24 protein-coding genes are annotated in these 26,862 nt (G+C 67.3%); 14 read left to right on the top strand and 10 right to left on the bottom strand.

The window, feature by feature from the left end; all coding sequences use genetic code 11:
- From IHE57_RS11230 to purD, 5 genes are all read right to left on the bottom strand, one after another.
- Window positions 1–990, bottom strand: a complete 990-nt coding sequence (locus IHE57_RS11230) for an ABC transporter permease (protein WP_209325712.1) — start codon at window positions 988–990, stop codon at window positions 1–3.
- The gene (locus tag IHE57_RS11225) at window positions 987–2,150 is read right to left on the bottom strand and encodes a polyamine ABC transporter substrate-binding protein (protein WP_209325711.1); all 1,164 of its coding nucleotides are present in this window, start codon (window positions 2,148–2,150) and stop codon (window positions 987–989) included. The genes IHE57_RS11230 and IHE57_RS11225 overlap by 4 nt, the downstream gene beginning before the upstream one ends.
- A gap of 1 nt (window position 2,151) precedes the next feature.
- Complete coding sequence (locus IHE57_RS11220; RefSeq protein WP_209373025.1) at window positions 2,152–3,339, bottom strand: ABC transporter ATP-binding protein; 1,188 nt, start codon at window positions 3,337–3,339, stop codon at window positions 2,152–2,154.
- Window positions 3,336–4,982, bottom strand: coding sequence for an amidohydrolase (locus IHE57_RS11215; RefSeq protein WP_209325709.1), 1,647 nt, complete (start codon window positions 4,980–4,982; stop codon window positions 3,336–3,338). The genes IHE57_RS11220 and IHE57_RS11215 overlap by 4 nt, the downstream gene beginning before the upstream one ends.
- Before the next feature lie 346 nt (window positions 4,983–5,328).
- Complete coding sequence (purD, locus tag IHE57_RS11210; RefSeq protein WP_209325708.1) at window positions 5,329–7,617, bottom strand: phosphoribosylamine--glycine ligase; 2,289 nt, start codon at window positions 7,615–7,617, stop codon at window positions 5,329–5,331.
- Between the two features lie 33 nt (window positions 7,618–7,650).
- On the opposite strand from purD, the gene IHE57_RS11205 reads away from it, so the two are divergent.
- From IHE57_RS11205 to IHE57_RS11190, 4 genes are all read left to right on the top strand, one after another.
- Window positions 7,651–8,778, top strand: a complete 1,128-nt coding sequence (locus IHE57_RS11205) for an asparaginase (protein WP_209325707.1) — start codon at window positions 7,651–7,653, stop codon at window positions 8,776–8,778.
- The gene (locus IHE57_RS11200; protein ID WP_209325706.1) at window positions 8,778–9,179 is read left to right on the top strand and encodes a sterol carrier family protein; all 402 of its coding nucleotides are present in this window, start codon (window positions 8,778–8,780) and stop codon (window positions 9,177–9,179) included. The genes IHE57_RS11205 and IHE57_RS11200 overlap by 1 nt, the downstream gene beginning before the upstream one ends.
- The gene (locus IHE57_RS11195) at window positions 9,176–10,618 is read left to right on the top strand and encodes an aldehyde dehydrogenase family protein (protein ID WP_209325705.1); all 1,443 of its coding nucleotides are present in this window, start codon (window positions 9,176–9,178) and stop codon (window positions 10,616–10,618) included. Before IHE57_RS11200 ends, IHE57_RS11195 begins: the two co-directional genes overlap by 4 nt.
- A 67-nt stretch (window positions 10,619–10,685) precedes the next feature.
- On the top strand, window positions 10,686–11,582 hold the full coding sequence (locus tag IHE57_RS11190) for an EamA family transporter (protein ID WP_209325704.1): 897 nt from the start codon (window positions 10,686–10,688) through the stop codon (window positions 11,580–11,582).
- 18 nt (window positions 11,583–11,600) lie between these two features.
- Here IHE57_RS11190 and IHE57_RS11185 read toward each other — a convergent pair whose 3' ends face one another.
- Window positions 11,601–12,578: a universal stress protein gene (locus IHE57_RS11185; protein ID WP_209325703.1), complete on the bottom strand. Its 978-nt coding sequence runs from the start codon at window positions 12,576–12,578 to the stop codon at window positions 11,601–11,603.
- Between the two features lie 176 nt (window positions 12,579–12,754).
- Here IHE57_RS11185 and IHE57_RS11180 point away from each other — a divergent pair, with 176 nt between their 5' ends.
- The 3 genes from IHE57_RS11180 (at window position 12,755) to purM (ending at window position 15,842) form a co-directional block, all read left to right on the top strand.
- Window positions 12,755–13,198: a hypothetical protein gene (locus IHE57_RS11180; RefSeq protein ID WP_209325702.1), complete on the top strand. Its 444-nt coding sequence runs from the start codon at window positions 12,755–12,757 to the stop codon at window positions 13,196–13,198.
- Window positions 13,199–13,261: 63 nt separating this feature from the next.
- The gene (gene purF, locus IHE57_RS11175) at window positions 13,262–14,743 is read left to right on the top strand and encodes an amidophosphoribosyltransferase (RefSeq protein ID WP_209325701.1); all 1,482 of its coding nucleotides are present in this window, start codon (window positions 13,262–13,264) and stop codon (window positions 14,741–14,743) included.
- A 1-nt stretch (window position 14,744) separates the two neighbouring features.
- Window positions 14,745–15,842 (top strand): phosphoribosylformylglycinamidine cyclo-ligase, encoded by a 1,098-nt coding sequence (gene purM / locus IHE57_RS11170; RefSeq protein ID WP_209325700.1) that lies wholly within the window; start codon window positions 14,745–14,747, stop codon window positions 15,840–15,842.
- Window positions 15,843–16,107: 265 nt separating this feature from the next.
- Here purM and IHE57_RS11165 read toward each other — a convergent pair whose 3' ends face one another.
- A complete protein-coding gene (locus tag IHE57_RS11165; protein WP_209325699.1) occupies window positions 16,108–16,320 on the bottom strand; it encodes a DUF3073 family protein in 213 nt (70 codons plus the stop codon).
- A 128-nt stretch (window positions 16,321–16,448) separates the two neighbouring features.
- On the opposite strand from IHE57_RS11165, the gene IHE57_RS11160 reads away from it, so the two are divergent.
- From IHE57_RS11160 to IHE57_RS11150, 3 genes are all read left to right on the top strand, one after another.
- Window positions 16,449–17,264 carry a DUF8083 family protein gene (locus IHE57_RS11160; RefSeq protein ID WP_209325698.1) on the top strand — a complete coding sequence of 272 codons (816 nt, stop codon included), beginning with the start codon at window positions 16,449–16,451 and terminating at the stop codon, window positions 17,262–17,264.
- Between the two features lie 62 nt (window positions 17,265–17,326).
- Window positions 17,327–17,878, top strand: a complete 552-nt coding sequence (locus tag IHE57_RS11155) for a hypothetical protein (RefSeq protein ID WP_209325697.1) — start codon at window positions 17,327–17,329, stop codon at window positions 17,876–17,878.
- Window positions 17,875–18,807 (top strand): HTTM domain-containing protein, encoded by a 933-nt coding sequence (locus IHE57_RS11150; protein ID WP_343071900.1) that lies wholly within the window; start codon window positions 17,875–17,877, stop codon window positions 18,805–18,807. The genes IHE57_RS11155 and IHE57_RS11150 overlap by 4 nt, the downstream gene beginning before the upstream one ends.
- A 19-nt stretch (window positions 18,808–18,826) precedes the next feature.
- On the opposite strand, the gene IHE57_RS11145 is transcribed toward IHE57_RS11150, so the two are convergent.
- Window positions 18,827–19,723: an AraC family transcriptional regulator gene (locus IHE57_RS11145; RefSeq protein WP_209325696.1), complete on the bottom strand. Its 897-nt coding sequence runs from the start codon at window positions 19,721–19,723 to the stop codon at window positions 18,827–18,829.
- Window positions 19,724–19,839: 116 nt separating this feature from the next.
- Here IHE57_RS11145 and IHE57_RS11140 point away from each other — a divergent pair, with 116 nt between their 5' ends.
- Window positions 19,840–21,105: a hypothetical protein gene (locus tag IHE57_RS11140; RefSeq protein ID WP_209325695.1), complete on the top strand. Its 1,266-nt coding sequence runs from the start codon at window positions 19,840–19,842 to the stop codon at window positions 21,103–21,105.
- A 14-nt stretch (window positions 21,106–21,119) separates the two neighbouring features.
- Here IHE57_RS11140 and IHE57_RS11135 read toward each other — a convergent pair whose 3' ends face one another.
- Complete coding sequence (locus IHE57_RS11135) at window positions 21,120–22,601, bottom strand: phytoene desaturase family protein (RefSeq protein WP_209373023.1); 1,482 nt, start codon at window positions 22,599–22,601, stop codon at window positions 21,120–21,122.
- Between the two features lie 74 nt (window positions 22,602–22,675).
- On the opposite strand from IHE57_RS11135, the gene IHE57_RS11130 reads away from it, so the two are divergent.
- Window positions 22,676–23,038, top strand: a complete 363-nt coding sequence (locus tag IHE57_RS11130) for a VOC family protein (protein WP_209325692.1) — start codon at window positions 22,676–22,678, stop codon at window positions 23,036–23,038.
- A gap of 15 nt (window positions 23,039–23,053) precedes the next feature.
- On the opposite strand, the gene IHE57_RS11125 is transcribed toward IHE57_RS11130, so the two are convergent.
- Window positions 23,054–24,487 (bottom strand): MFS transporter, encoded by a 1,434-nt coding sequence (locus IHE57_RS11125; RefSeq protein ID WP_343071899.1) that lies wholly within the window; start codon window positions 24,485–24,487, stop codon window positions 23,054–23,056.
- 251 nt (window positions 24,488–24,738) lie between these two features.
- Here IHE57_RS11125 and IHE57_RS11120 point away from each other — a divergent pair, with 251 nt between their 5' ends.
- On the top strand, window positions 24,739–25,284 hold the full coding sequence (locus IHE57_RS11120; RefSeq protein ID WP_209325690.1) for a HutD family protein: 546 nt from the start codon (window positions 24,739–24,741) through the stop codon (window positions 25,282–25,284).
- Window positions 25,285–25,483: 199 nt separating this feature from the next.
- On the top strand, window positions 25,484–26,800 hold the full coding sequence (locus IHE57_RS11115; protein ID WP_209325689.1) for a hypothetical protein: 1,317 nt from the start codon (window positions 25,484–25,486) through the stop codon (window positions 26,798–26,800).
- The last annotated feature ends 62 nt before the right edge of the window (window positions 26,801–26,862 follow it).

Below are 26,862 nucleotides of genomic sequence, written 5' to 3'. Positions count from 1 at the left end.
TCAGGCCCTCCCGTCCATGAGCGGCACGCTGTTGAGGCGGGCCGTGATCGTCTGCCCGAGCTTGAGCAGTGCGAACCCGACACCGACGACGACCAGGGTGGAGATGATGAGGATCATCGCCATGGCCGCACCGACCGCCCAGTTCTGTGCGGTGTTGAATTGGTTGGCGATGAGCTGGCCGACCATCGACCCGCTCGCCCCGCCCAGCACCGTCGCCGTGACGTAGTCGCCGTTGAGGGGGATGAAGACGAGCAGGCAGCCGGAGACGACGCCGGGCATCGCCATCGGCAGGGTCACGCGCATGAATGTCTTCACCTTCCCCGCGCCGAGGTCATAGCTGGCTTCGCGCAGCTTCTTGCCGGAGGCGTCGATGGCCACGAACAGCGGCAGGATCATCAGGGGCAGGTAGTTGTAGACGACGCCGATCTGGACCGCCGAGCGAGTGTAGAGGATGTCGAGCGGCCCGTCGAGCAGACCGAGCGCCTGCATCCAGTTCGACAGGAACCCGTCGGGGGAGAGCATGATCTGCCAGCCGAGTGTGCGCACGAGGAAGTTCGTCCAGAACGGCACCATCACCAGCGCCAGAGCCAGCGAGCGGCGGGCCGGAGAGACCTTGATCGCCAGCCAGTAGGCGAAGGGCAGCGCGATGAGCAGGCACAGGATGGTGCCGAGGATCGAGATCCGCAGGGTCGCGAAGAACGTCGTCACGAAGCTCGTCGTCATCGCTTCCGGGTAGCGGTCGAACGACAGCCGGTCGGTGGCGATGGCCGTGAACTCGTCGGGTTTGTACCCGAAGCTGTAGAAGACGACCAGGGCCACAGGGATGACGAAGAAGAACAGCACATAGGCCCAGGTCGGAAACGACATCGCCGAGGCGCCGAAGAAGCGCGCGGAGATCCCGCGCTCGGCCCGGCCCGGTGACGGTGCGGCGGGCGGTCGGGGCGGAGTCGGAGATGGCTGCTGTCGGTTCGGTTGCGCGGTCGTGCTCATGCTCCGCTCCTTGCCTGTGCGTCGGCGAAGATCTTCGTCCGGATCTGATCGGCCGGTGTCTGTTTGCTGGGTTCGAGTCGGTCGAGGACCTTCTGGGAGGGGAAGATGAGATCCGGTTCGTCGATATCGGCTTTCTTCGCCTGCTCGTCCAGACCCTTGGTCCCGATCGGGTAGCCGATGTAGTCGAGCTGTTCGACGGCCGTGTCGGGAGAGATCATGTGGTTGATGAAGGCGTGGGCCGCATCCGGGTGCTGGGCGCCCGTGGCGATCGCCCAGCAGTCCGTCCACAGATTCGCCGAGGGGGTCGGGAACACGAACTTCCAGTTCTCCGGGTCCGAGACCTCGTACAGGCCCTGCCGGGCATCGCCGTTGAACGCCTGCAGCAGAGTGAAGCTGCCTTGGATCATTCCGGTGGCGACGTTGCCGATATAGGCCTTCGTGTTCGGGGCGAGCTGGTCGACGACGATGTCGCGGGCCTCGTCGAGCTCGCCCTCGTCTTCGGTGTTGAGGCTGTAGCCCAGAGCCGAGAGCGCGATCGCCGAGACCTCCCAGGGATCCTCGAGCAGCGAGGTCGTCCCCGCAGCCTCGTCCTGTGCGGTGTCGATGAAGTCCTGCCAGCTGGTGAGCTCACGAGTGATCTTCTTCGTGTTGTAGACGAACCCGGTCGTCCCCCACGCCTTGCAGATCGAGTACTTGTTGTCGGGATCGAAGTACTGGTTCGTGAAGTTCGGATCCATGTGCTCGAAGTTCGGGATGAGACTGAGATCGAGCTCCTGGAGCAGATTGTGATTGAGCATCTGTGGGATGTTCGCCCCGGTCGGGACGACCACGTCGTACCCGGAGGTGCCCCGCGAGGTCGACAGCTTCGCGACGAGCTCCTCGTTCGACCCGTAGGAATCGACCTGGACGAGCACATCGTATTCGGATTTGAATGCCTCGATGAGGTCGGGATTGTCGTAGTCGCCCCAGGAGTAGAGGTTGAGCTTCGATTCGATCTCGCCGTCGGCAGGAGGCGAGGCCGCCATCTTCGTGGTCTTGCCGCAGGCGCTCAGAGCACCGAGTCCGACCACCCCGAAACCGGCCAGCAGCGCTCGCCGGGTCAGCCTCGCCGAGGCGGCCCGCGGCGCCAGGAATGTGACATCGGCAGCGGTGCGCACCATCTCAGGCACCGCCTTCACGGTCGGATGAGGACGAGCCGCCTTCGCATCCGTAGACGGCCACGGCGTCGGCGTCCCAGCTCAGGTCCACCTCGGCGTCGGCACTGAGGGGTGTGCTGCCGGCGGCCGGTACGCGGGCGAGGATCTCGTCGTTGTCGCCGACCGTGATCATGTACTGGATGACATCGCCGAGGAAGGAGTACGACATCACCGTCCCGCGGGCGGTGTTCGCCGTCGCGGGCTCCTGCCCGGCCGGAGCGACCCGGATCCGTTCGGGTCGGATCGCCGCACGCACCCTCTCGCCTGCTCTCAGCGTTTCGGTCCGCCCGGCCGCGGTGGCCGGTCGCAGGTCGAGCGAGGGGACCTCCAGGACGGTGTTGGCCGTGCGCAGCCGCGCGGTGCCGTAGTCGATGGAAGCCACCTCGGCGGGGATGAAGTTCTGTTTGCCGATGAATCCGGCGACGAAGCCGTTGGTCGGGTTCGCGTAGATGTCCTCACCGGTTCCGATCTGCTGGATGACCCCGTCGTACATGACGACGATGCGATCGCTCATGGCCAGGGCCTCGTCCTGATCGTGGGTGACGAAGACGAAGGTCGTGTCGAGCTTCGTGTGGAGGCGTTTGAGCTCGAGCTGCATCTCCTCGCGCAGCTTCCGGTCCAGGGCCGACATCGGCTCGTCGAGGAGGAGGACCTGGGGACGGTTGACCAGGGCCCGGGCGAGCGCGATGCGCTGCTGCTGACCGCCGGAGAGCTGTTCCGGTTTCCGACCGGCGAAGTCCTCCATCTGGACGAGGGCGAGGACCTCCCGCACGCGCTGGGCGATCTCGGGTTTGGGCACCTTCGCCTGTTTGAGGCCGTAGGCGATGTTGTCGGCGATGTTCATGTGCGGGAAGAGCAGGTAGGACTGGAACACCGTGTTGACGGGCCGCCGGTGCGGGGGAAGGGAGACGATGTCCTTGCCGGAGAGCAGGATCGCCCCGTCGGTGGGGGTCTCGAAGCCGGCGATCATCCGCAGCAGGGTGGTCTTGCCGCAGCCCGAGGGGCCGAGCAGGGAGAGGAACTCGCCCCTGTGCACGGACAGGTCGAGGCGTTCGATGGCGGTGTTGTCGCCGAAGACCTTCTTCACGCCCTGGATCTCGAGGTGGTCGAGCCCGGTGGCCGGTGTCGTCTCGGCGGTGACTGTGGTGGTCATGATGGCCTTTCAGCGGTAGTCGGGGTGACAGTGGTCGGCGGCGCGCCCTCGGCGGCGTCGAAGACGATTCGGCCGTCGCAGATGGTCAGTTCGTTGGTCACGGTGCTGATCTCGGACGGGTCGAGTTCGAAGGGGTTCGCGCTGGCCAGCGCGAGGTTCGCGGGCGCGCCGAGGCGGATGCGGCCATTGGCCTGCGAACGCAGCAGGTGGGCCGAGCCCGAAGTGCAGGCGCGCAGGGCAGTCGTCAGGTCGATCGCCTCTTCGGGCAGCAGCGGTGACGTGTCGGCGGCCGAGGGGTGCGAGCGGTTGAGTGCGACGTGGATCGCCTCCCAGGGATTCGCCGTCGACACCGGCCAGTCCGAGCCCATCGCCAGGTGTGCGCCGGCCCGGGCGAAGGAACCGAAGGGGTAGAGCCAGCCGGTGCGCTCGGGGCCGAGGAACGGGATGTTGAGGTCGATCATCTGCTGGTCGAAGCACGCCCAGAGCGCCTGCAGATTCGCGGTGACTCCGAGTTCGGCGAAGCGGGGGACGTCGACGGGATCGACGACCTGGACGTGGGCGATGTGGTGGCGGCGATCGGAGGTGGGGACGGAGCCGATGGCTGCGAAGGCATCGAGTGCGGCTCCGACCGCGGCATCGCCGATCGCGTGGCAGTGGATGTCGAAGCCCGCGGCGTCGAGGGCGGCGAAGGAGGCCTCGAGGTGCTCGCGGGTGAAGTAGCTCGTGCCGAAACCGCCGCAGGAGCAGGAGTATTCGCGGCTCATCGCGGCCGTCCGGGATTCGACGATGCCGTCGAGCATGAACTTCACCGAGGTGGTGCGGAACCTTCCCTCCCCGCGTCTGAGCGCCAGCAGGCGCTCCACTTCCGCGTCGATGTCGGTGACGTCGCGGGGCCACCACAGGCTCCCGACCACCTCGGCGGCGAGCTCCCCGGTCGCCTCGGCGGCGACATAGGAGTCGAAAGGGGAGCGGTGACCGGAGTAGTCGCCGATGATGGCGTCCATCCACGCGGTGACCCCGAGCCCGTGGAGGTACGTCTGGCCGGCGAGCAGACCAGCTCGGATGGTCGCATCATCGGCGGGCGGGACGTGTGCGCCGACGAGGTCGATGGCCGCTTCGTGCAGGCATCCGGTGGGCTCGCCCAGCTCGCTGCGGACGATGACTCCGCCCGCCGGGTCCGGGGTGGTGATGTCGATGCCGGCGATGGCCATGGCCGCCCGATTGACCCACGCCGAGTGGTGATCGGCGCTGAGCAGGATGATCGGACGGTGCGGGGCGACCTCGTCGAGGATCTCAGCGGTCGGAGCACCGCCCGGGAAGTCGGCCATCGACCAGCCGCCGCCGGTGACCCACCCCTCGGTCCTGGCCAGATACAGGCGCAGAGTCTCCAGGGACTCCTCGAGGCCGTCCGCCTGGCTGAGGTCGCAGGCCAGGGACTCCTGGCCGCCGAAGGTCGTATGCACGTGGGCGTCGACGAAACCGGGGGTGAGCAGGCGGCCGGCGGCGGTGATGGTGCGGGCCGCGGGCGTCGCCGCGCTTCCCGTGCCGATCTCGGTGATGAGCCCGTCCCGGACACTGATCCGGCTCTCAGGACGGAGCGCATGCCCGTCGAAGATGGTGACGTCGAGGATATCGAGATCCACTGCTGCCTCCCGACTGCGTTGTCGAAGCTCGGGCGGGCCGCGGAGTCCGCGTCCCGCAGGGACATTCCCGGTCGAGCGACCGGGGAGTGAGGACAGGCCCGAGGCTGTGTCCTGAATCACTGTTAAGTCACCATAGCGGAAGAAGAACGGTGAATCCACCGAATCCGTTGCGGTAAATGACGATCATGGACGGAAAGTGCAATGGCAATTGCTGTCAACGCTGGATCGGTGTCTCACCCTGCGATATCCGCAGGACGAGGGAGGCGTGGCGTGTTCGGGGCCGCGCGGCGGGGAGGGAGTGGGAAGGCGGCTCGAAGGAGGGCTCCGGCGGCAAAGCCGGAGCGCGTCAGCCGGGGAAGGTTTGCCCCGTGAGTTTCTCGAAGGCCTCGATGTAGCGTGCGCGGGTCTTCTCGACCACCTCGTTCGGCAGAGCCGGCGGCGGGGTGTCCGAGGACCTGTCCCAGCCGGACTCCTCGGTCAGCCAGTCGCGGACGAACTGCTTGTCGAAGCTCGCCTGCGTCTGCCCGGGAGCGTAGCCGTCGGCGTCCCAGAAGCGGGAGGAGTCCGGGGTGAGCGCTTCGTCGCCGAGCACGATCGTGCCGTCGGGCAGGGTGCCGAACTCGAACTTCGTGTCGGCGAGGATGATTCCGCGTTCGCGGGCGATAGCCTCGGCGCGCTGGTAGATGTCGACCGTGAGGCTGCGCAGCTTCTCCGCGGCTTCGGCTCCGACGGTCTCGACGACCCGATCGAAGCTGACGTTCTCGTCGTGTTCGCCGAGAGCGGCCTTCGTCGCCGGGGTGAAGATCGGAGGTTCGAGGCGGTCGGCTTCCTCGAGCCCGGCAGGCAGCTGGACGCCGCAGACGGAGCCCGCTGCCCGATAGTCGGCCATGCCGGAGCCGGTGAGGTAGCCGCGGGCGACGCATTCGACGGGCAGCATCGACAGGTTCGCAACGATCAGCCCGCGACCGCGCACCGCCTCGGGCACATCCGAGCTGATGACATGGTTGCCGATGACGTCGGCGAGCTGGTCGAACCACCACAGGCTCAGCCCCGTGAGGACTTTGCCCTTGTCCGGGATCTCGGAGTCGAGCACCCAGTCATAGGCCGAGATCCGGTCGCTGGCGACCATGAGCAGGGACTCGGCGCTCGCGGCATCGGCGGCGCCTTCGGGGATGTAGAGATCGCGGACCTTGCCCGAATACACATGAGTCCACCCCGGCAGATCGGGTGCGGCCATCCCGCCCGACGTCGTCGAGGCGTCCGACGCCCCCGAGGGGACCGCTGCTTCCGGTGCGCCGTAGATGCCGGCCAGTTCGATGCGCCCGGCCGCGGCCGCCTCGGCGATGTCCTTCCGGTGCTGCTGACCGTCCCATCTGATCTCGTCGACGGCCGCATAGGCCTTCTCCCGGGCCTCGGTGAGGTCCGTGCCGAGGGAGACCACGGAGAGCACCCGGCCGCCGGAGGTGACGATGTCACCGGTTTCGGCGATGTCCTTCGTGATCACGGCGTCCTCGGGGGCGAAGCCGCCGCTGGGGCCGGTCGCCAGCTTCGTGCCCGCATGGAGCACGCTGATGTCGGTCAGAGCTCCGGCGGTGTCGAGTCCGCGGATGATGTCGCCGGTGGCCGGGGCGCCCGGATAGTTCTCGGCGGCCATGACCACGGTGACCGAAGCGCGCGGATCCCAGTCGAGGGCGCCGACCTCGTCGAGCCGGCCCTCGGCTGCGGCCAGGAGGGTCTGCCCCAGGGGGCTCCTCAGTCGGGCGAGCACGGACTGGGTCTCGGGGTCGCCGAAGCGGACGTTGAACTCGACGACGCGCAGTCCCCGCGACGTCAGCGCCAGCCCGCAGTAGAGGAGGCCGGTGAACGGGGTGCCGCGGCGGGCCATCTCGTCGACGACGGGCTGGGCGACGGTGTCGATGATCTCGTCGACGGTGCCTTCGGGCAGCCACGGCAGGGGCGAGTAGGCGCCCATGCCGCCGGTGTTCGGACCGGTGTCCCCATCGCCGATGCGTTTGAAGTCCTGCGCGGGGGCCAGCGGCAGCGTGTGCTGACCGTCGCAGAGGACGAAGAGGGAGACCTCGGGGCCGTCGAGGTAGTCCTCGATGACGACCCGGTCGGAGACCTCGAGGCAGGAAGCCGCATGGCTCAGCGCCTCCTCACGGTCCGAAGTCACGACGACGCCCTTGCCGGCCGCCAGACCATCGGCCTTGACGACGTGCGGGGCACCGAACTCGGACAGTGCGGCGGCCGCCTCGTCGACGGAATAGGCGACCACGGTGCGCGCGGTGGGCACGTTCGCCGACTCCATGACCTCCTTGGCGAAGGCCTTCGAGCCTTCGAGCACGGCCGCTTCCGAACTCGGCCCGAAGACCGGGAACGAAGCCTCGCGCAGGGCGTCGGCGACCCCGGCGACCAGGGGCGCCTCGGGGCCGATGACGACGAGGTCGACGTCGAGCGATTCGGCCAGAGCAGTCACCGCGGCCGCGTCCGAGGCATCGACGGCCTCGGTGTGGGCGATCTGAGCGATCCCCGGATTGCCGGGTGCGGCGATGACGGCGTCGACCTGCGGGTCGCGTGAGAGAGCGAGGACGAGGGCGTGTTCACGGGAGCCCGAACCGATGACAAGAACCTTCACGCCACCAGCCTAAAGGGTCGTAGGCTTGAGTGCGTGACCAGTTCGACTTTCACCCGCGCACAAGCCGCTGAGCTCGCCGTCGTCATACGCAGCGGATTCACCGAATCCCGTCATATCGGATCCGCCGTCGTCCTCGATCCCGAAGGGTCGCCGGTGATCCGCCTCGGTGCCCCCGAAGTGCCCGTGTTCACCCGTTCGAGCCTCAAGCCGCTGCAGGCGATCGCGGCGATGAGCCTCGGCGCCGACATCTCCGGCCCGGCGGCGGCCCTGGCCACGGCCTCCCACCGCTCGGAGTCCGGGCACGTCGAGGTCGTCGAGTCCATGCTCGAGTCCGCAGGACTCGGAGTCGAGGATCTGCAGTGCCCGTCCGTCCACCCCGCCGACGGGGCGTTCCGCCGCCGCCTGCAGGAGGAGCTGCGCGCGGCGGGAGAGCCCGACACGGACCCGAGGTCTCCGCTCTACTTCAACTGTTCCGGCAAACACACGGCCTTCCTCATGGCTGCCCGGGCGATCGACGCCGACACGTCCACCTACCTCTCCGCCGACCATCCCGTGCAGGCCCGCGTCGCCGAGGTCGTCGAGGCGTTCGCCGGGGAGACGCCGGCCGCCGTCGGGGTCGACGGCTGCGGAGCCCCGGTGTTCGCGCTCAGCCTCACCGGCCTGGCTCGGGCCATCGGCCGCGTGGTGGGGACGGGAGGTTCGACCGAGGGCGCCTCCGCCCCGGCCGCCTGGAGGGCCTACGCGGAGCACGCGACGACCCTCATCGATGCGGTGTTCGCCGGCCCCTGGGCCATCGAAGGCCACGGTCGGCCGAATTCGACCGTCATCGACCGCCTCGGCGTGTTCGCCAAGGGCGGGGCCGAAGGCGTCATCGTCATGGCCACGAGGTCCGGATACTCGGTGGCGCTCAAATGCCTCGACGGTTCGTCACGGGCGACCGGACTCGTCGCGCTTACCCTCCTCGAGCGCGCCGGAGCCTTCGACCTCGGCCCGGGCTCCGCCTCGGCGGCGGGCGTCAGCGACGAGGACCTGGCCGCTGTCATCGCAGCGATCACGGACCCGGTCACCGGCGGCACGGATTCCGAAGGGCGGACGAACGTTGTCGGGCGGCTGGCGCTCGGGGAAGATGTTGCCAGAATCCGTGAGAGGAAGAGGGACTGATGGCGATTCGCAGAAGGATCGACCCCGACCAGGGGCGCAATGCACTGGAGATGTGGGCGGCGCAGGCGGCCCTCGACGCCGCCCCGGCCGACCGTTCGACCATCGCCACGGCCGTGCGGTTCACCCTCGAAGAGCTCGCCGCCCGCGCCGAAGGCAACAGCGTCGAGGTCCGCGTCCCGCCGTTCGGGGTCACGCAGTGCATCGCCGGCCCCCGCCACACCCGCGGCACGCCGCCGAACGTCGTCGAGACCTCCGCCGGGGTATGGCTGGAGCTCGTCACCGGACGCACCGACTTCGCCACCGCGCTCGCCGGAGGCGGCATCGAGGCCTCGGGCACCCGAGCCGACCTCAGCGAGCACCTCCCGCTCTTCACCACGGCAGAACTCGAGGATCGACGATGAGCGCCCAGATCACCCAGACGACGTCCTTCATCGGCGGGCGGCATGTGCCCTCCCTCATCACCTATCCGAACATCGACCCGGCCACCGGCGGCCACCTCGGCGACGTCTCCCGAGGAGGCGCCGACGAGGTCGACCGCGCCGTCGTGGCAGCGGCGAAGGCGCAGCGGGAGTGGAAGCGCACGAGCCCGCAGCAGCGCTCGGCCCTGCTCGTGGCCACGGCAGCCGTGATCACGGCCAACCGCGACGAACTCGCCCGCCTCGAATCCGAGGACACGGGCAAACCGGTCACACAGGCCTATGCCGATGTCGACGTCTGCGCCCGCTACTTCGAGTTCTACGGCCACACCATCGAGTCCTACTACGGGCAGACGATCCCGATGGCCGATGACATGCACGTCTACACCCGGCGCGAACCCTACGGGGTGACCGGGCACATCGTGGCCTGGAACTATCCGCTCCAGCTCATCGGTCGAGCCGCCGCCACCTCCCTGGCCACGGGCAACTGCGCTGTGGCCAAACCCGCCGACGAGACTCCGCGATCGACCGTCCGGCTGGCCGAGCTGATCCACTCCGTCGGCTTCCCGGCGGGTGCGTTCAACGTCGTCACCGGCCTCGGCGCCGAGGCGGGAGCGGCCCTGAGCGCGCATCCTGGCGTGGCCCATCTCGGCTTCGTCGGCTCCACCCAGACCGGATCCGCCATCGCCCGTGCCGCCGCCGAGAGGGTCGTGCCCACGGTCCTCGAGCTCGGAGGGAAATCAGCGAACATCGTCTTCGCCGACGCCGATGTCGATGCGGCGATACCGTCCCTTCTGCGCTCGATCATCCAGAACGCCGGGCAGACCTGCTCGGCCGGGTCCCGACTCCTCGTCCACCGCGACGTCCACGCCGAGGTCGTGGACAAGATGTCCGCGGCGATGTCCGAGGTGACCATCGGCTACGGCCTCGACGACCCGATGCTCGGGCCCCTGATCTCGGCCAAACAGCACGAGAGGGTCGAGGGCTTCCTCGCCGAGGTCGACTCGGGGCAGATCGTCACCGGCGATCGGCGGCCGGAGGGACTGGCCGATGATCTTGCCGCAGGTGCCTTCATCACCCCGACCCTCGTCGACTCCGTGGACCCGCAGTCGCGGATCGCTCAGGAGGAGGTCTTCGGTCCCGTCGTCGTGACCATGCCCTTCGCCGATGAGGATGAGGCCGTGGCATTGGCCAACGGCACCGACTACGGCCTCGTCACGGCACTGTGGACGCAGAACATCTCCCGCGCCCACCGGGTGGCCGCCGAAGTCGAGGCCGGACAGATCTTCGTCAACACCTATGGGGCCGGCGGGGGAGTCGAGCTTCCCTTCGGCGGGTTCAAGAAGTCCGGCTACGGGCGGGAGAAGTCCATCGAGGCTCTCGACGAGTACACGCAGACGAAGACCGTCGCCATCAAGCTGTGAACGCGCAGCTGGGGATGCGGCAGGAGCGTCCGCGGCGCCACCCGGCCTGTCGGAAGCAGGTGGCCCGATGACGTTCCCGGTGCTCGGTCTCGTCCTCATCGCCTCGGTCGCCCACGCGCTGTGGAACCTGGCCGCGAAGTCGGTGACCGGCAAGGGCTATGCCTTCGTGCTGGCCTACCACGGGCTCTCGGCGGTCCTCCTCATCCCGGTCGCGATCGTCATCATCGCCTCCGGGACGCAGCCATTGAATTGGGCACTGGTCGGAGCGGCCGCGCTCAGCGCCGTCTTCCACATCGCCTATTCGGTGTCCCTGCAGTCCGGCTACGACCACGCTCCCTTGGGCGTGGTCTACCCGACGGCGCGGGGGACCGGGCCGGTGGTGACGATCATCATCGCCGTGGCCCTCCTCGGCGAGCGCCCCACGCTGACCGAGGTGCTCGGCGCCTTCACCGTCATCGCCGGCATCGCAGTCGTCACGATCCGCCCGAGAGCCGGCGGCGCAGGACCCACGAGCGGCTCCGGGCTGCGCCGGGGCCTCGCGTGGGGCGGGCTGATCGGGGCATTCATCGCCTGCTACACCCTGTGGGACGATTTCGCGGTCAACCACATCAGCGAGTCCCCGCTGCTCTACTTCGCCGTCTCGGAGGCCTGCGTCGGTGTGCTCATGACCGCCGGCATCATCGGGCTGCCGGGAGGTGCCGCACGACGAGAGGACTTCCGTGCGATCCTCCGCGAACACAAGCGGGCTCTCATGACCGTGGCGATCCTCTCGCCCCTGGCCTATGTGCTCGTGCTGTTCGCGATGCAGCAGGCTCCGGTGGCGCTCGTCGCCCCCGTGCGCGAGACCTCGATCATCATCGGCACACTCCTGGCCTGGTGGTTCTTCGGGGAGAAGAACATCGCGCTCAAGCTCGCCGGCGCCCTCGTCGTCGTCACGGGAATCGGGTTCATCGCCCTCGGCTGAGGACGCGGCCGATCCTCCTCAGCGGCGCCGCGTGGGCTGGCGCCTGGTCACCCGCACCACACGCACCGGGCACACGGCGTGGGAGAGCACCCCCTGCGAAGTCGAGCCGAGGACGGTGGAGGCGAATCCGCCGCGACCGCGGGAGCCGATGACCACGAGATCCGCGGTGTAGGTGGCGGACACGAGCACCTCGGTGGCGGGTGCGTCGAAGATCGAGAACCGGACGTCGAGCTCGGGGAAGTCTCTCCGCAGACCCTCGACGGCGGTTGCGAAGGATCTCTCCGCCTCGTCGTACATCCGGACCAGATGCTCCTGACTGGGCATCCATTCGGGCGAGAGGATGTGGGTGGCGGTGACACCGACGAGGTGGAGTGGTGTGCCGTAGATCGCGGCCTGGGCGGCGGCCGCCCGCAGGACCGGTGTGTCGGTTTCGAAGGGATCGACCGCGGCGACGATCTCACCGGAGAAATCGGGACGCCGGCGTCCGTCCGCCTCGGCGCTCGGGACATCCTGTGAGCGCACGGGCTGGTCGATCGGCAGCGGGCGCTCGGGCATGACACGGGTGGGCCAGGTGCTCGGGATGACGACCGTGGCACAGTGTGAGTGCGCGGGCATGGCCAGGGCCACGGAGCCGAGCAGGCGACCGGCGAAACCGCCGCGGCCGCGCGCACCGACGACGGCGAGATCGGCGTTCTTCGAGTGCTCGACCATCACCCCCGAGGCGTCGCCGGGCACGATCGTCGTCGATACGGGGACCCCGGCCGACGTGACCGAGTCGGCGGCCGCCTCGGCGATGTCCGATACAGCCTTCTTCACTGCCTCGTCGAAGTCGGCGGGGTAGACGATGTCGGCCTGACCCATGGTGACTCCGGGGACGGTGTAGGCAGAGACGATGCGGATCTCGGAGGAGGTCCTCTGCGCGTGCGAGATCGCCCACTGCAGGGCACAGCGTGCGTTGTCGGAACCGTCGATGCCGACGATGATCGTATGGGACATATCAGAACCTCTGTCTCGTGAACCGGTCAGCTGGATGTGTCCAGTTTATGGGAGCCGGTGTGAGACTGCCTGGGAGGAGGCTCAGACTGACTCGACTAGACTGTTCGCGACCTGTTGTGCCGGGGTGCTTCCCCGGTGTCCCCGCGGCCGTGCGCGGCCCCGTGCCCAAGGAGATCATGAAGGACCAGATCGACGTCGCCGTCCGTCGCAGCCCCAAGTATTCGGTGTTCATGGGCATCGGCGCGGTGCTCGGCGTCATCCTCGCCGGAATCCTCGCGGTCTTCGTCGACCCGGAGGACATGCCGATGGGGTACACGGTGTCGAAGGGGATGGGCCTGATGCTGCTGGTCCTCGGCACCGCCGGTCTGTTCCTCGGCGGGCTCTTCGCGCTCATCCTCGACTGGGCGGGACGCAAGAGGGCCAGAGAGTACCGGGTCGATGCGCAGATCGACATGGTCGACGATCCCAAGGAAGTCGCTCGGCGTCGCTTGGCCGAAGCCCGCGGGGAGGACCCGGACGCTGCGGACGCCGCGGCGGATGCGACCGATGCGCCGACCGACGCCGATGACCCCGACGACGGACGAGCCGACCGCGGTCCCGCCCCGGATTCCACAGTCTGAGCGCCGTTCCACAGTCTGACCACTGCGGCTGCGCGGGCGTGCGAGTATGAGACAATTTCACTCGTGGCAAGAGGAGACGGGCAGCTGACGCACGAAATCGACCCCCAGGACCGCGGACCGCAGGACGAATGCGGTGTGTTCGGAGTCTGGGCACCCGGCGAAGAAACCGCCAAACTCACCTACTTCGGGCTCTATGCCCTGCAGCACCGGGGGCAGGAATCCGCCGGCATCGCTGCCAGCAACGGCAAGCAGATCCTCATCTACCGTGACATGGGCCTGGTCTCCCAGGTCTTCCACGAGCGCGACCTCGAGCTCCTGCAGGGGCACATCGCAGTCGGTCACACGCGGTATTCGACGACCGGATCGCCCTCCTTCGAGAACGCTCAGCCCACGCTGGGCCCGACCCCTTTCGGCACCGTGGCACTGGCCCACAACGGCAACCTCACGAACTTCGACGCTCTCGAAGCCATGGCAGATTCGCGTCGCGACCATGCGACGAAGGTCGTCGAGGAGGCGACGAAGAAGACCGCACGGACCCGGCCCTTCCGGGACTCCTCGAACGACACCTCCCTGGTCACCGAGCTCTTCGCGACCGAACAGGGAGAGAACCTCACCGAGGCGGCGCTGAGCCTGCTGCCGCACGTCGAGGGCGCGTTCTCGCTCGTGTACATGGACGAGCACACTCTTTACGCCGCACGCGACCGGCACGGGGTCCGGCCCCTGTCGCTGGGTCGTTTGGAGAACGGCTGGGTCGTGGCCTCGGAGACCGCGGCACTCGACATCGTCGGTGCGAAGTTCGTCCGCGACGTCGAACCCGGCGAGCTCATCGCCATCGACGAGGACGGCCTGCGCTCCCACCGCTTCGCCGAGGCCGAGCAGGCCCGCTGCGTCTTCGAATACGTCTACCTCGCCCGACCCGACAGCCTCCTCGCCGGCAAGAACGTCCACGCCGCCCGGACCCAGATGGGCCGGCAGCTGGCCGAGGAGTACCCGGTCGACGCCGACCTCGTCATCGCCACTCCCGAATCGGGAACCCCGGCTGCCGTCGGCTACGCCGAGGCCTCCGGCATCCCATTCGGTCAGGGGCTGATGAAGAACGCCTATGTCGGACGCACCTTCATCCAACCCTCACAGACCCTGCGTCAGCTGGGCATCCGTCTCAAACTCAACCCGCTGCGCGAGAACATCGAGGGCAAACGCCTCGTCGTCGTCGATGACTCGATCGTGCGCGGAAACACCCAGCGCGCACTGGTCCGGATGCTGCGGGAGGCCGGAGCGAAGGAGATCCACATCCGCATCTCCTCTCCGCCGGTGAAGTGGCCGTGCTTCTACGGCATCGATTTCGCCACTCGCGCCGAACTCATCGCCAACGGACTGACCACGAACGAGATCTGCGACAACCTCGGCGCTGACTCCCTGGGCTATATCTCTCTGGACGGCATGATCGCCGCCACCCAACAGGATCGCAGTCAGCTGTGCACCGCCTGCTTCTCGGGCGAGTACCCGATTCCCGTCAACAACACCCCTGCCGACAAAGGATGCTGAGTTGAGTTCCGACGCGAACCCGAAGTCCACCACCTATGCCGCTGCCGGCGTCGACGTCGAGGCCGGAGACCGTGCCGTCGAACTGATGAAGACCGCCGTCGCGGCCACACACAACTCCCACGTGGTGGGCGGGACCGGCGGATTCGCCGGACTCTTCGACGTCTCCGTGCTCAAGGACTATGACCGTCCGCTGCTCGCCTCCTCCACCGACGGAGTGGGTACGAAGGTCGCCATCGCCCAGGCTCTGGATAAACACGACACCATCGGATATGACCTCGTGGGCATGGTCGTCGATGACATCATCGTCTGCGGCGCCCGGCCGCTGTTCATGACCGACTACATCGCCTGCGGCAAGGTCGTGGCCGAACGCATCGCCGACATCGTGCGCGGCATCGCCGACGCCTGCGCCAATGCCGGTGTGGCCCTCGTCGGCGGCGAGACCGCCGAGCACCCGGGGCTGCTCGGCGTCGACGAATACGATGTCGCCGGCGCTGCCACCGGCGTCGTCGAGGCCGCCGATCTGCTCGGACCAGAGAAGGTGCGCGACGGCGACGTCCTCATCGGCCTGCCGTCCTCGGGCATCCACTCCAACGGCTACTCGCTGGTCCGCCACATCATCGCCGAGGCAGGCTGGGGCCTGGACAGGCAGGTCGAGGAATTCGGCCGCACCCTCGGTGAAGAGCTGCTCGTTCCCACCCACGTCTACACCGGTGAGCTCGCCGCTCTCTTCGATGCTCTGCCCGGAGCCGTGCACTCGGTCTCCCATGTCACCGGTGGGGGACTGTCGGCCAATGTGGCCCGCGTGCTCCCGCAGGGCCTCGTGGCGAGGATGTCCCGTTCGTCCTGGGAGGTGCCGGCGGTGTTCTCGGTGCTCGGCGATCTGGGCGGAGTGCCGCAGGCAGACCGCGAACGCACCTGGAACCTCGGTGTCGGCATGGTGCTCGTCGTCGACCCGTCCGCGGTCGACGGTGTCATCGCCGCCAGCCCCGGGGCCTGGGTGCTCGGCGAAGTCTCCGCCGACGACGGTGCGCTGGCCGCCGATCCCTGCTACGTGCAGGGCGCCAAGGGCGTCGACGGCGGCGCCGCGATCCTCCAGTAGCCGCCGGCAACCGCCGTGCTTCGCAGGGTCTTGCGGGTCCGAGCGGCGTCTGAGCGGCGTCTTCCGGGAGCATCCCGCACCGATGCTTGCACACCCTCGTGTTCCTGCACGAGGGGGTGCGAACAGCGGTGCGGGATGCCCAAGCAGACGACTCGGCAGGAGTCTCGGCAGACGACTGAGGGCGGGAACCGCAGTCCCCGCCCTCAGTGGTGTCGATTCGTCGGCGTCTCAGCACTGTGCGGCTGGTGCCGGATGCGCCCTGCGCTCAGTCGTCTTCGTACTCGTCGTCATCGTCGACGTTGTACTTATCGGCGTAGGCGGAGTAGTCGGGATCATCGTCATATGGATCGGACGAGTCCGACTTGCGAGAATCGGAACCCAGTTCCTGCTGGAGTCGATCAAGGTCGGTATCCGGGCTGTAGTACTTGAGCTTCCGAGCTACCTTGATCTGCTTTGCCTTTGCGCGGCCGCGACCCACTGGCGTGACCCCCTCCGTCGTCATGTGGGGCGGATGGCCCCGGACTAGATCTCTGCTATGCGCTTAAATCCTACCTGTTCGCACTGGGAAGTTCCATTTTGCGAGCCGACCTTGGATAGGCTGAACCCATGGCCTACCGACGCGATTATGTTGTCACCCTGCGGATCTTCGAACCACTCGTGGTGCATTCCGAATTGCAAGACAGACAGGTGGAAGACAACCGCGCGCGCATCGAGGAGCAGATCTCCGAGGACGCCGACAAGCGCTTGATCTCCCTGCCTCCGAACCCTGTGGCCGATTCGTTCCGCCGCACTCCGATCTTCCTTCCCGCGTCTCAGACATCGGACGGAGTCGATCGCTTCTGCCCCGCGCAGGAGGACATCCGCGGATGGGAGGCGCTCGAGTCGCTGACCGAGCACACCTCGAAGGCGACCCTGGACATCATCGCTCCGAAGTCCGCGCGCAGGCGGGCGGCCAGCCGCCGCGCCGAGTGGCTGCAGGACGCGAAGGACACACGGATCTTCACTCGCGTCTCGGCCTGGGACGTGCCGCCGTCGTGGTGGCTGTTCTTCTCCCTGAACGAGGACCAGATCATCACCGACGAGACCGAGACCGGGCTGCGAGTGCTCATCCGCACGGATATCCTGGCCGCCTCGGCGCGGATGGAATGGGCATCGGAGACGATCTCGGACACTTCGAAGGTCGTCGACATGGTCGAGCAGACCGCGACCCTGGCCGAGTGGATCGACAGCTTCGATATGAACTCGATCCTCGAGCTCGACCTCGGCGGGATGAGCGATGTGCTGTGGCCGAGCGAGGCCCCTGAGCTCGTCGACTCCTGGGTGACTGCGCTGAGCAATGACGACACCGAGTCCGCGGTGGCAGCGTTCCAGAAATATGCGGCGGGGTGGGAGCAGCTCAACCTCTACGCGCGCGGCTCCTGATGAGGCGGGGCGCTACGATGGTCTGCGTACGATCGGCCCCGAGAGAATGATCCCCATAGCGCATGGACGAGAAGAAGCATCGGCTGCTGGCGAGGCGAGAGCCCGCAGGCACCGACGATGCCGACGACACCGGCGCGTCCGCTCGGCGGAGCGTGACGGTCCCACGTCACCGACCGCTGACCAGGCTCTCGATCGGGTGGCGGATCGGCGTGACCGCGGTCGCCCTCATCATCCTCACCTGCGGGCAGTTCCTCAACACCAACGACTTCTTCCCGCTCGGTTCGCTCACCCAGTACGCCACGGCCAAGGACCTCGATGGAACCGTGAATTCCACGTGCATCTCAGCCCGGTTCCCGGGTGAGGACGAGCCGCGTCGGCTCGCTTTCAACACCGCGACCGTCGGCATCGAGCGAGGCGACATCGAATCCCAGATCGATCGGGTCGTCTCCCACCCCGAACTCCTCCAGACCCTCGCCGACTCCTACGTCCGCCTGCATCCCGACGAGCCGAAGCCCGAGGAGATGATCCTCTGCCGCACCACCACCCAGCTGGAGAACGGCCGCAGCGTCGGCGAACCCACCCTCACGGAGCTCGCGAACTGGGAGGTCCGGTGAACGATCGGAGCCTGCCCGCGCCGCAGCCCCGCAGCGAAGCGCAGAACCCGTCGGGGACCCCGACGCTGACCACCGCCGAGGCGGGGCGCCGGAACCGCTTCCTGCGCTGGTTCATGCCCGAGATCCCCCTGGCCCGCGTCGCCGTGTTCCGAGTCTTCATCTACGTCTTCATCATCATCGACGTGCTCACGATCTCCGGTGACGTCATCCCGCACGGATGGACTCCTGAGCTCTACCAGCCGCTGTGGCTGGCACGGTTCCTCCACATCCCGCCCGTGAGCGTCCTCGGCGCGCAGATCCTGCTGGCCGTGATCATCGTCTCCGCGCTCCTGGCCGCGATCGGAATCCTCCAGCGCCTCAGCGGCTGGATCGCCGCACTCAGCTTCGGTACCTGGATGCTCTACACCCAGGGGTACGGCTACGTCGCCCACGACCACATGGCGCTCGTCATCGCAGCCCTCGTCCTGCCGACGATCGGAACCGCACGGTTCCGCGATGTGCACTCTGCCTCGGCGCGGGCGGGATGGGCCTTCCGGATCGTGCAGATCTCGGTCGTGCTCACCTACTTCTACTCGGCGGTGATGAAGTGGATCGCCTCGGGCAACATCGCCGACTGGGGCAACGGCGCGGTCATCATCTGGGCGCTCATGCGGCGTGGAGCCGAATGGTCGAAGCCCTTCCTCGACATGCCCGGGTTCCTCATCGCAGGGCAGTGGGCGACGCTCGCATTCGAGTTCCTCTCGCCGATCGCCCTGTTCGTCAAGGGGAAGTGGCTCTACGGAGTCGTCGTCTTCTTCTGCCTCTTCCACCTCCTCACCTATCTGGCACTCGGCATCCACTTCCTGCCGACAGTCATCTGCTGGGCGGCGTTCCTGCCCCTGGAGAAGCTGGTTCCGAAGCGGTTCGCCGGGTCTTCAGCACACGTGTGACGGTCAGCCGAGGCTGCCATCACTCCCGCTCGACCGGCAACCACAGCTCAGTCGCGGCCGTACTGAAATCCTCAGCCCGATCGATGATCGACACGATCGATGGGCCGGGACGCAGTCTCCACGGGTTCGACGGGAACCAGTCGCTCGCGGTGGCCGCCCACGTCTCCTGCAGTTCCGCAGGATACGGCCCAGAGGTCGTGAAGATCGCCCAGGCGCCTGCGTCGACCGCGATGACGTCGAGGTCGTCCGGCACCGCAGCAGTGTTCGAGGCCGCGACCCCGTGCAGGTACGTGAGCTCGGTTCCTTCCCGATAGTCCGGATCGACATCGTCCGTGACCTGCAGAAGCCCCGCAGGTTCGACGGTCGAGAGTGATTTGAGACGGGTGTGCTCGCTCGGCGGCAGAGAGGTCACGAGCTCGCGGATATGTGGATTCTCCCCTTCGTAGATGAGAGGCACGCGCTTGGAATGGCCGATGAGCTTAAAGCCCGGTCGGTCGGTGATTCGAGTGTCCATGGATGAACTCCCTTCGATCGTCAGGCGGAGCCTGAGCTTCGGTTGGCTGCGAAGTGGGCCGCCGTTTCGCCGAACCTGGGACGGGCCTGCCCCATGGACCGATCGGAAGGCTCGGCCGAAAGCTTCGGCCGAGCCATAGCCGTGCCGAACGGCAGCGCTCAACAGGTCCTCACCGCCGATGACGTCGGCGGCGGCGAGGGTCATCCGACGTCGGCGGACGTACTCGGAGAGCGGCATGCCTGCAAGCGACGAGAACATCCGCCGGAGGTGGTACTCGGTGGTGCCGAGCCGTCGCGCCAGTTCACCGACATCGACGGCAGATCCCTCTGTCCAGCCGTCGTCGGAGTGTTCAGACAGCATCGATTCGATGATGTCGATGAGCGAGTTGAGTTCGGCGATCACGGTGTCTCCCTTCGCTCAACCATGTTTCCCCCCTTGAGACACCCACCGCCCGACAATCTGTGCCCGATTCGATCATGTTCCGTGACGCGGCGGACAGAGCGTCTAGTCTGAGACGCATGAGCATCCCAGACGATGATCGAACCCCACCGGATGATTGCCTGACTTCTGAGGATCTGCTGGCGTCCCCGCGGGGACGTTCGCTCGTGTTCAGGATGGCTCAGATCGGTCGTGATGACGAATTCAACGAGCAGGCTGAGCCGCTCACTGCTGACGCGCGGGCTTTGGACGAGTTCCGCCGTGCTGTCTTCATCGGCAGCTGCCTTGCCGATCAGGCCCAGGGCGCGATGACGGCCGCCGAGGTCGCCGAAAAGCTGCGAGCGGTCACACCCCGGGCCCCGGATCAGGCCGATCTCGAAGACGCAATGGCGGAGGTCATCAGCGGTGCCATGTACTGGCAGCCCCCGCACGGGGACGACCAGATCGCTGCCGACTCCGAAGTGCGTGAGGCTCTGCGTCCCTTCGCCGAGGCGCTCATCGCCACGGGTCTGCTCGATGCGTGGTCCGAGCCGCTCGAATTGGAGAACCAATGGGCTCTGGCCTGGGACGATGCGGACCATCGCGAGGGGCCGCCGGCGGTGTTCGACCGTTCGCTGGGCGCCGTCGACACGTCGAGCGGTAGCTCTGCGATCGCGCTGACCGATCTGTTGCCAGCTTCGACCGGGGACGGAGTCGAACCGTCCTGGGGCCTGGACGAATGGCTCGGACATGTCCTCACGACCGAAACCGAGTACCGTCACGATTTCGCGAAGAACCCCGGTTACGAGATCAGCGGCGAATGGTGGTCGACCCCTCCGCGCGGCCTGTGGGCGTCGACGGGAACCTGGCCGGACGGCACCGTGATCGGCGTCGAACTCGTCGAAGACGATTTCGGTCTCGAACGCGCCCGCGCGTGCCGTCTGCGGCTGCGCCCAGATGCTCGCATCGTCGAGATCCGCCGGCCACAGGATTGGGCAGACCTCTGTCTGACCTATCCGCTCGACGTCACCGCCCAGCGACGTCAGGTGTGGTTCGAAGCGACGGAACGCAGAGGACGCTGGGTCATCCCCGATTGGTCGCGCGTGGCCGAGGAATTCGACGGAGTCCATGTCGGCCTCGCCGGCTATCTGCGCACAGCAGGCGCCGTCATCGATGTCGGAGCGAGCAGCCTCGGCGGTGATTCCGAGACTGTGCCCACGAGAGGGAACACCGATGATCGGACCGCGAGCCTCATGGCCGGGTGGCATCCGGATACGACGTTCTGGCTGAACGTCGTCGTCGACACCGTTACAGAGGTGGCCGAATGGCACTACGACGACGCCGCCGACCGGTGGGTGCGGGACTGAGCCGGTCTGCGTGGTCAGTCGCCCGGCGCCAAGCTGGGTGCCTCGGCGATCCCGAACCGGGTCTTGAGCGCACGTCGGGCGGCGAACCAGCCGTTCATCCCGTGGACGCCGGGCGCCGGCGGGGTCGCCGCCGAGCACAGGAATGCGCCTGGCACCCCGAGGCTGTAGTTGTCCCAGCTCAGGCGCGGCCGGGCCATCATGCGGTAGAAGGAGACGACTCCGGTGGCGATGTCCCCGCCGATGTAGTTCTGGTTGTGCGCTGCCATCTCCGAGGCCGGGATGGCATGGGTCGCCACGACGGTGTCGCGGAAGCCGGGGGCGAAGCGTTCGATCTGCCGGGTGATGTACTCGGTCGGGTCGAGCGGACAGTCGAAGGGCACATGCGCGTATGTCCACAGCGGTCGGAGGCCGCCCACTTCGCGAGAAGGATCGAAGACGGTCGGGTCGGAGACGAGGCACACCGGCCGCTGCGGCATGCGCCCGGCCAACACCTCCGCCTCGGCGGCGGCCATCTGCGCCCGTGTGCCGCCCACGTGAACGGTTCCGGCTCGGCCCACCTCGGGGTCGGACCAGGGGACCGGGCCGTTGAGGACGAAGTCGACCTTGGCCGCGGCATTGCCGTGTGTGAAGCCGCGCAGCGCCTTGTCGACTCGGGCGGGCAGCAGGCCGGAGAAGATCTGTGCGGCGTTCAGCGCCGAAGTGTCGAGCAGATAGGCGCGAGCGGCGGGCAGGTCCGAGATATGATCGATGCGGCAATTCGCTGTGACGCTGCCGCCGTGGGCTTCGAGGTCGGCGACGAGTTCGTCGATGATCGCCTGCGACCCGCCGATGGGAGCCGGCCAGCCCCCGGCATGGGCGACCGTCGACAGCATCGTGGCCGTCGCGGCCGTGCCCATCGCGGGCAGCCCGCCGATCGCATGCGCGGCCACACCGCTGAACAGGGCCTGAGTCGATTCGTGGGACAGGGGAATGTTCCACGCGGGGCTGGCCTGAGAGAGCAGACGCAGCCCGAACTTCACGACGTTCGCGATTCCGGATGCGTCGCGCAGGGTGGCGGGCACCGAACGCTTATCGCCCAGCGACAGCCAGATCGCGTCATCGACCCGGTCGAGCAGCGGCGCGAAGAATCGCCGCCATTCGGGGCCGGCCGCGCCGAGGCGGTCGACCGTGGTCTCGAGATCATGGAAGGCAAGAGCGCCCGGTCGACCGTCGAGGGGCTGGGCGTAGGAGATCTCGGGGGTGGTCAGCTCCATGCCGCGTGCCGGCAGATCGAAGTCGACGAAGAAGGGACTCGCGATCGCCAATGGGTGCACGGCCGAGCAGATGTCATGGGTGATCCCGGGAGCGAGGCCGAGATCGAGGGTGCGAGCGCCGCCGCCGATGGTCGGCTGGGCCTCGAAGACCTGCACCGACAGACCGGCTCGGGCCAGCGTCACCGCCGCAGCCAGGCCGTTGGGTCCGGATCCGACGACGACTGCATCAACCTCAGCGCTCATGAGACCAGTCTACGGGCCCACCCTCTCGGTCCGCGCTCTTCAAACCCGCGTCGGTCCGGCGTAGACTCGAGTGCATGGCTATTGCAAAGCAGCCCGTTGTCGTGCTCGATGCTCCCGACGCCGCCGAACTCGCGGAGTTCTACGGACAGCTCCTCGACTGGAAGGTCACCGTCGACGAAGACGGCACGTGGGCCGAAGTCACTTCCGATTCCTGGCCCCCGATCTGCATCCAGCAGGTCGAGGACTACCACGCGCCCAGCTGGCCGGGGCAGGCCCACCCGCAACAGATGCACCTCGACGTCATCGTCGAAGACCTCGACGCCGCCGAGGCGGCCGTGCTCGAGATCGGTGCTGGCAAGGCCGCCGAGCAGCCCGGTGAGACGTTCCGGGTCTTCCTCGACCCGGCCGGGCACCCGTTCTGTCTGTGCCGATCCTGACACCGCATCCTCCCCTCAGGTCGGTCCGGCCCGGCTGTTGAGCTCTTCGGCGAGATCCTCCGCCTCCTCCTCCGACGCCGCGGACGGGGTCGATCCCCACAGCGGACGACGGTTGCTCTCCGGGACGAAGTGGATCGCGATGAGACCGATGACGCCGGCTGCCATGAGGTAGATCGCCGGCCACATGAGGAAGCCGGTCGCGTTGATCAGCGTCGTCATCACCACCGAGGTGGTGCCGCCGAACAGTGAGATCGAGACGTTGAAGGCGATCGCCAGGGCACCGGCGCGCACCATAGTGGGGAACAGCGACGGCAGAGTCGAGGGCATCGTCGCGCTGAAGCAGATGAGGCTGAGCCCCATGATCAGCAGCCCGAGGAACACGATGACATCGTTGTGACCGCGGATGAGCCACAGTGAGGGGAAGGCCAGGACGATGAGCGAGATCGATCCGGCGCGCACGACGGCCTTCCGCCCGACCTTGTCCGAGAGCTTGCCGATGAGCGGAATGAGCCCCAGACAGGAGGCCATGACGAGGATCTGCAGGACCTGGGAGGTCAGCTCGGAGACCCCGCCGCTGCCCTGGATGTCCTCGACCATCGGGAAGTAGAGCGGAATGAACGAGGTGAGCATGTAGTTCGTGACGTTCCACGCCAGCACGAGACCGCAGCAGGCGAGGAGATTCGGCCACAGCCGGAAGATGCTCTTGAACTCGCCCTTCGAGCGGCTGTCCGACTCGTCCTGTTCGGAGAGCTTCTCCATCTCCTTGTACGCAGGGGTGTCAGCGAGCTTCGTGCGCAGATAGACGCCGACGAATCCCAGCGGCAGAGCGATGAAGAAGGGGATCCTCCAGCCCCATGCCTCGAGGAACTCGGGCGTCGAGACGGTCTGGACGATCGTCGCGAACAGGGCACCGAGCACATAGCCGGTGAACGTGCCGACCTCGAGCAGGCTGCCGAGGAAGCCGCGTCGACGATCCGGGGCGTATTCGGCGATGAAGGTCATCGCATTGCTGTACTCGCCGCCGGTGGAGAAGCCCTGCAGGAGGCGGCAGCCCAGCAGCAGGAACGGAGCCCACAGGCCCACTGTCGCATAGTCGGGCAGGACGCCGATGAGGAAGGTGCCCGAGGCCATGAGGATCATCGTCATCGCGAGCACCTTGTTGCGCCCGATCTTGTCGGCCAGCGGGCCGAAGAACAGGCCTCCGAGCGGCCTCACCAAGAAGGCCACGGCGAAGAGGCCCGCGACGATGACGTGCCCGATCGGCCCCGAATCCTTGGGCAGGAAGATGCCCTCGATGACGACGGCGAGGTAGCCGTAGACGCCGAAGTCGTACCACTCGGTGATGTTGCCGATGGCCGCTGCCCCGATCGCTCGCTTCGTGACATCGGGCTTGGTCACAGTGATCTCGTCCGGGCGCCACCGCCGACGGACGTTGTCAGGTCCGAACACGTCTTCACCTTCCGTTCGCGGGTATGAGAGACATGTGTGGATGCGAGATCGCCGTGCCTGAGAATCACACACAGATGACCTGTGCATGCCCCTCTCCGTTATGCGAGACTTCGGTGCTCCTCGGCGGAAGGACCGTCGCAAAGCACCACCTCAGACTAGTGGCCTCAGCTGACATGGCAAGTCCCTCTGCCCGAGTCGTGAGAAGCCGAAAGCTTGCCGAGGCTGCCCCGAGGCCCGACTAGAGTGATCACATGCGCGCACTCACCTGCTTCGACGATCGCGAAAGTGTGCCCTGGGCCAACGGCGCAGGGAGGACGACAGAGCTCGTCTCGCTGACCGATTCGGTGGCGCTGACACCCGAACTGCGCCGCTGGCGACTGAGCATCGCCGCACTGGAGAGCACCGGGCCCTTCTCCCGCCTGCCCGGAATGGCGCGGACCTTTCTTCCCACCGCCGAGGTGGCCCTGACGATCGGTTCACACCTGCACCGGGCGGGCCCGGTCGCTCCTCTGCGATTCCATGGGGACGACGATGTCTCCCTTGTCGAACTGGCGAGGAAGTGCTTCGCGATCAATCTCATGGTCGCAGACCCCGGCGCCGGCACGGACGGAGAGAGCTCGGACCTCGGGACTGTGCAGATGCACCGCCCGACCCCAACGGAAGAGGCTCACGATCACGGTCGACGGCGGTTCGCCCTCACTCTGGAAACGACCTCGTCCTTCCCCCGTTTCCAGCTGCTCGAACTCGCGGAATCGGACAAGCTGCCGGAGAGCCTCGAAGTCGTCGTTCTGAACTGACGCAGCCCGCCCGTCCCGCACCTGTGGAATTGGTGAGAGTTGACTGTTCCCAGCATCACATGAAGCAGCGAAATAGCTGGTCAGAGGCGGTGGCGGCAGCGATGCCCATCAGTGATCTCCCAGGCTCGGCCCAGGTGCGTCAGGCAGCCCGAACTTTGGTGGTCGATACTGAGTCAAAGCACTGGTTTTGGGAGGATCATTGACGTCGAACCATGGAGAATCGGACAAGCAGCAGAACGCCGCCGAGCGCGAAGACAGCGCGACCACACGGAAGCACTCGCAGACCCTTCCGCTGATCACCGAGGAACTCGCAGCCACCCATTCTGCGAAGGAGCCCGAACCGGCCTCGGAACCTCCCCAGCACGTGACGACTCCGGTGATGCCTCCCAACCCGATTCGCCGTGACACGATACCGGAAGCACCGGCGGAGGACACGACGAGCACCGCTGCCTCACCGGCGTCCGGACTCGCCGCCGACACACGTGCCGCGACTGCGGCCCCGGACGAAACGGAGACCAAAGAGGAGAAAGCGTCCGAGGGCCGGATCTCGGCGACTCAGCTGATCGCCGGTGCCGGAGCGGCAGCCACCTCCTCGGTCATCGGCGGTCAGCTCGGAGTCGCCGGCACCGTCGTCGGCGCGGGTGTGGCCAGCATTGTCACCGGCCTCGCCGTGACGATCTACGGGCGCAGCCTGGACAAGGGCAAAGAGAAGATCAAGGAGGTCGGCTCGAAGCTGGCCCCCGCGGTGAAGGCGCAGATGGCCAAGGGCGGCCCGGGAGCGAAGGGCAGCGCCGCAGCGGCCTCCGGCCTGCGCAGCGACTCCGCATTCGCCTCCGCGCCGGCTGCCGGCGGCAGCACATCCGCCGCTGAGGAGACCCCGGACTCGACGGAAACCGAGGAGACCTCGCAGACCTGGTGGCAGAAGCTGCGGCGCAAGCGCGTGCTCTACCCGGTCACGATCGGCGTCGCCGCCTTCGGCATCGGGCTCGGCGCCGTGGTCATGGCCGAATCCTTCACCGAGGCAGACATCTCCCCGGGCACCTCTCAGATCTCACGCTCGGTCACCGGCAGCACCGACTCCGGTGAGGAGACGGGCACGGACGGCGGTGGCAGCGACGGCTCCGCGGACTCGGGGTCCTCGGATCCAGGTTCCCAATCGGGCACCGACTCGAACTCGGGCACGGCGAATACGGGTTCGAGCACGAGCGAAGGCGGCTCCACCTCGGCGGGCGAGACCGAATCCGAAGGCACGACGACCGGGTCCCAGACCGACCAGGGCTCGGACACCTCGTCGAGCACGGGCAGCGATGCGAGCGCATCGACATCCTCGGACGGAACCGACACCTCCGACGGATCGAGCACCTCGAGCGGCTCCGGCAGCCAGAGTCAGGGCGGCTCCGACGCCTCAGGCGGCGGTTCGAGCTCCGCCGGAGGCTCCGGCGGCGGAACGAGCTCGGGCGGCGATTCGGGCACGGGCGGCAGCGGCGGTTCGGGCACCTCCTCCGCGGAGGGGTGAGCCGGTCGACAAACCGATCGGGAATCAGAGCAGTGTGACCTTGGTTGTACTGAATGGATAAT

Source organism: Brevibacterium renqingii (assembly GCF_017808105.1).
Classification (GTDB): Bacteria; Actinomycetota; Actinomycetes; order Actinomycetales; family Brevibacteriaceae; genus Brevibacterium; species Brevibacterium renqingii.
This window is presented reverse-complemented; position numbering and strand designations above follow the sequence as displayed.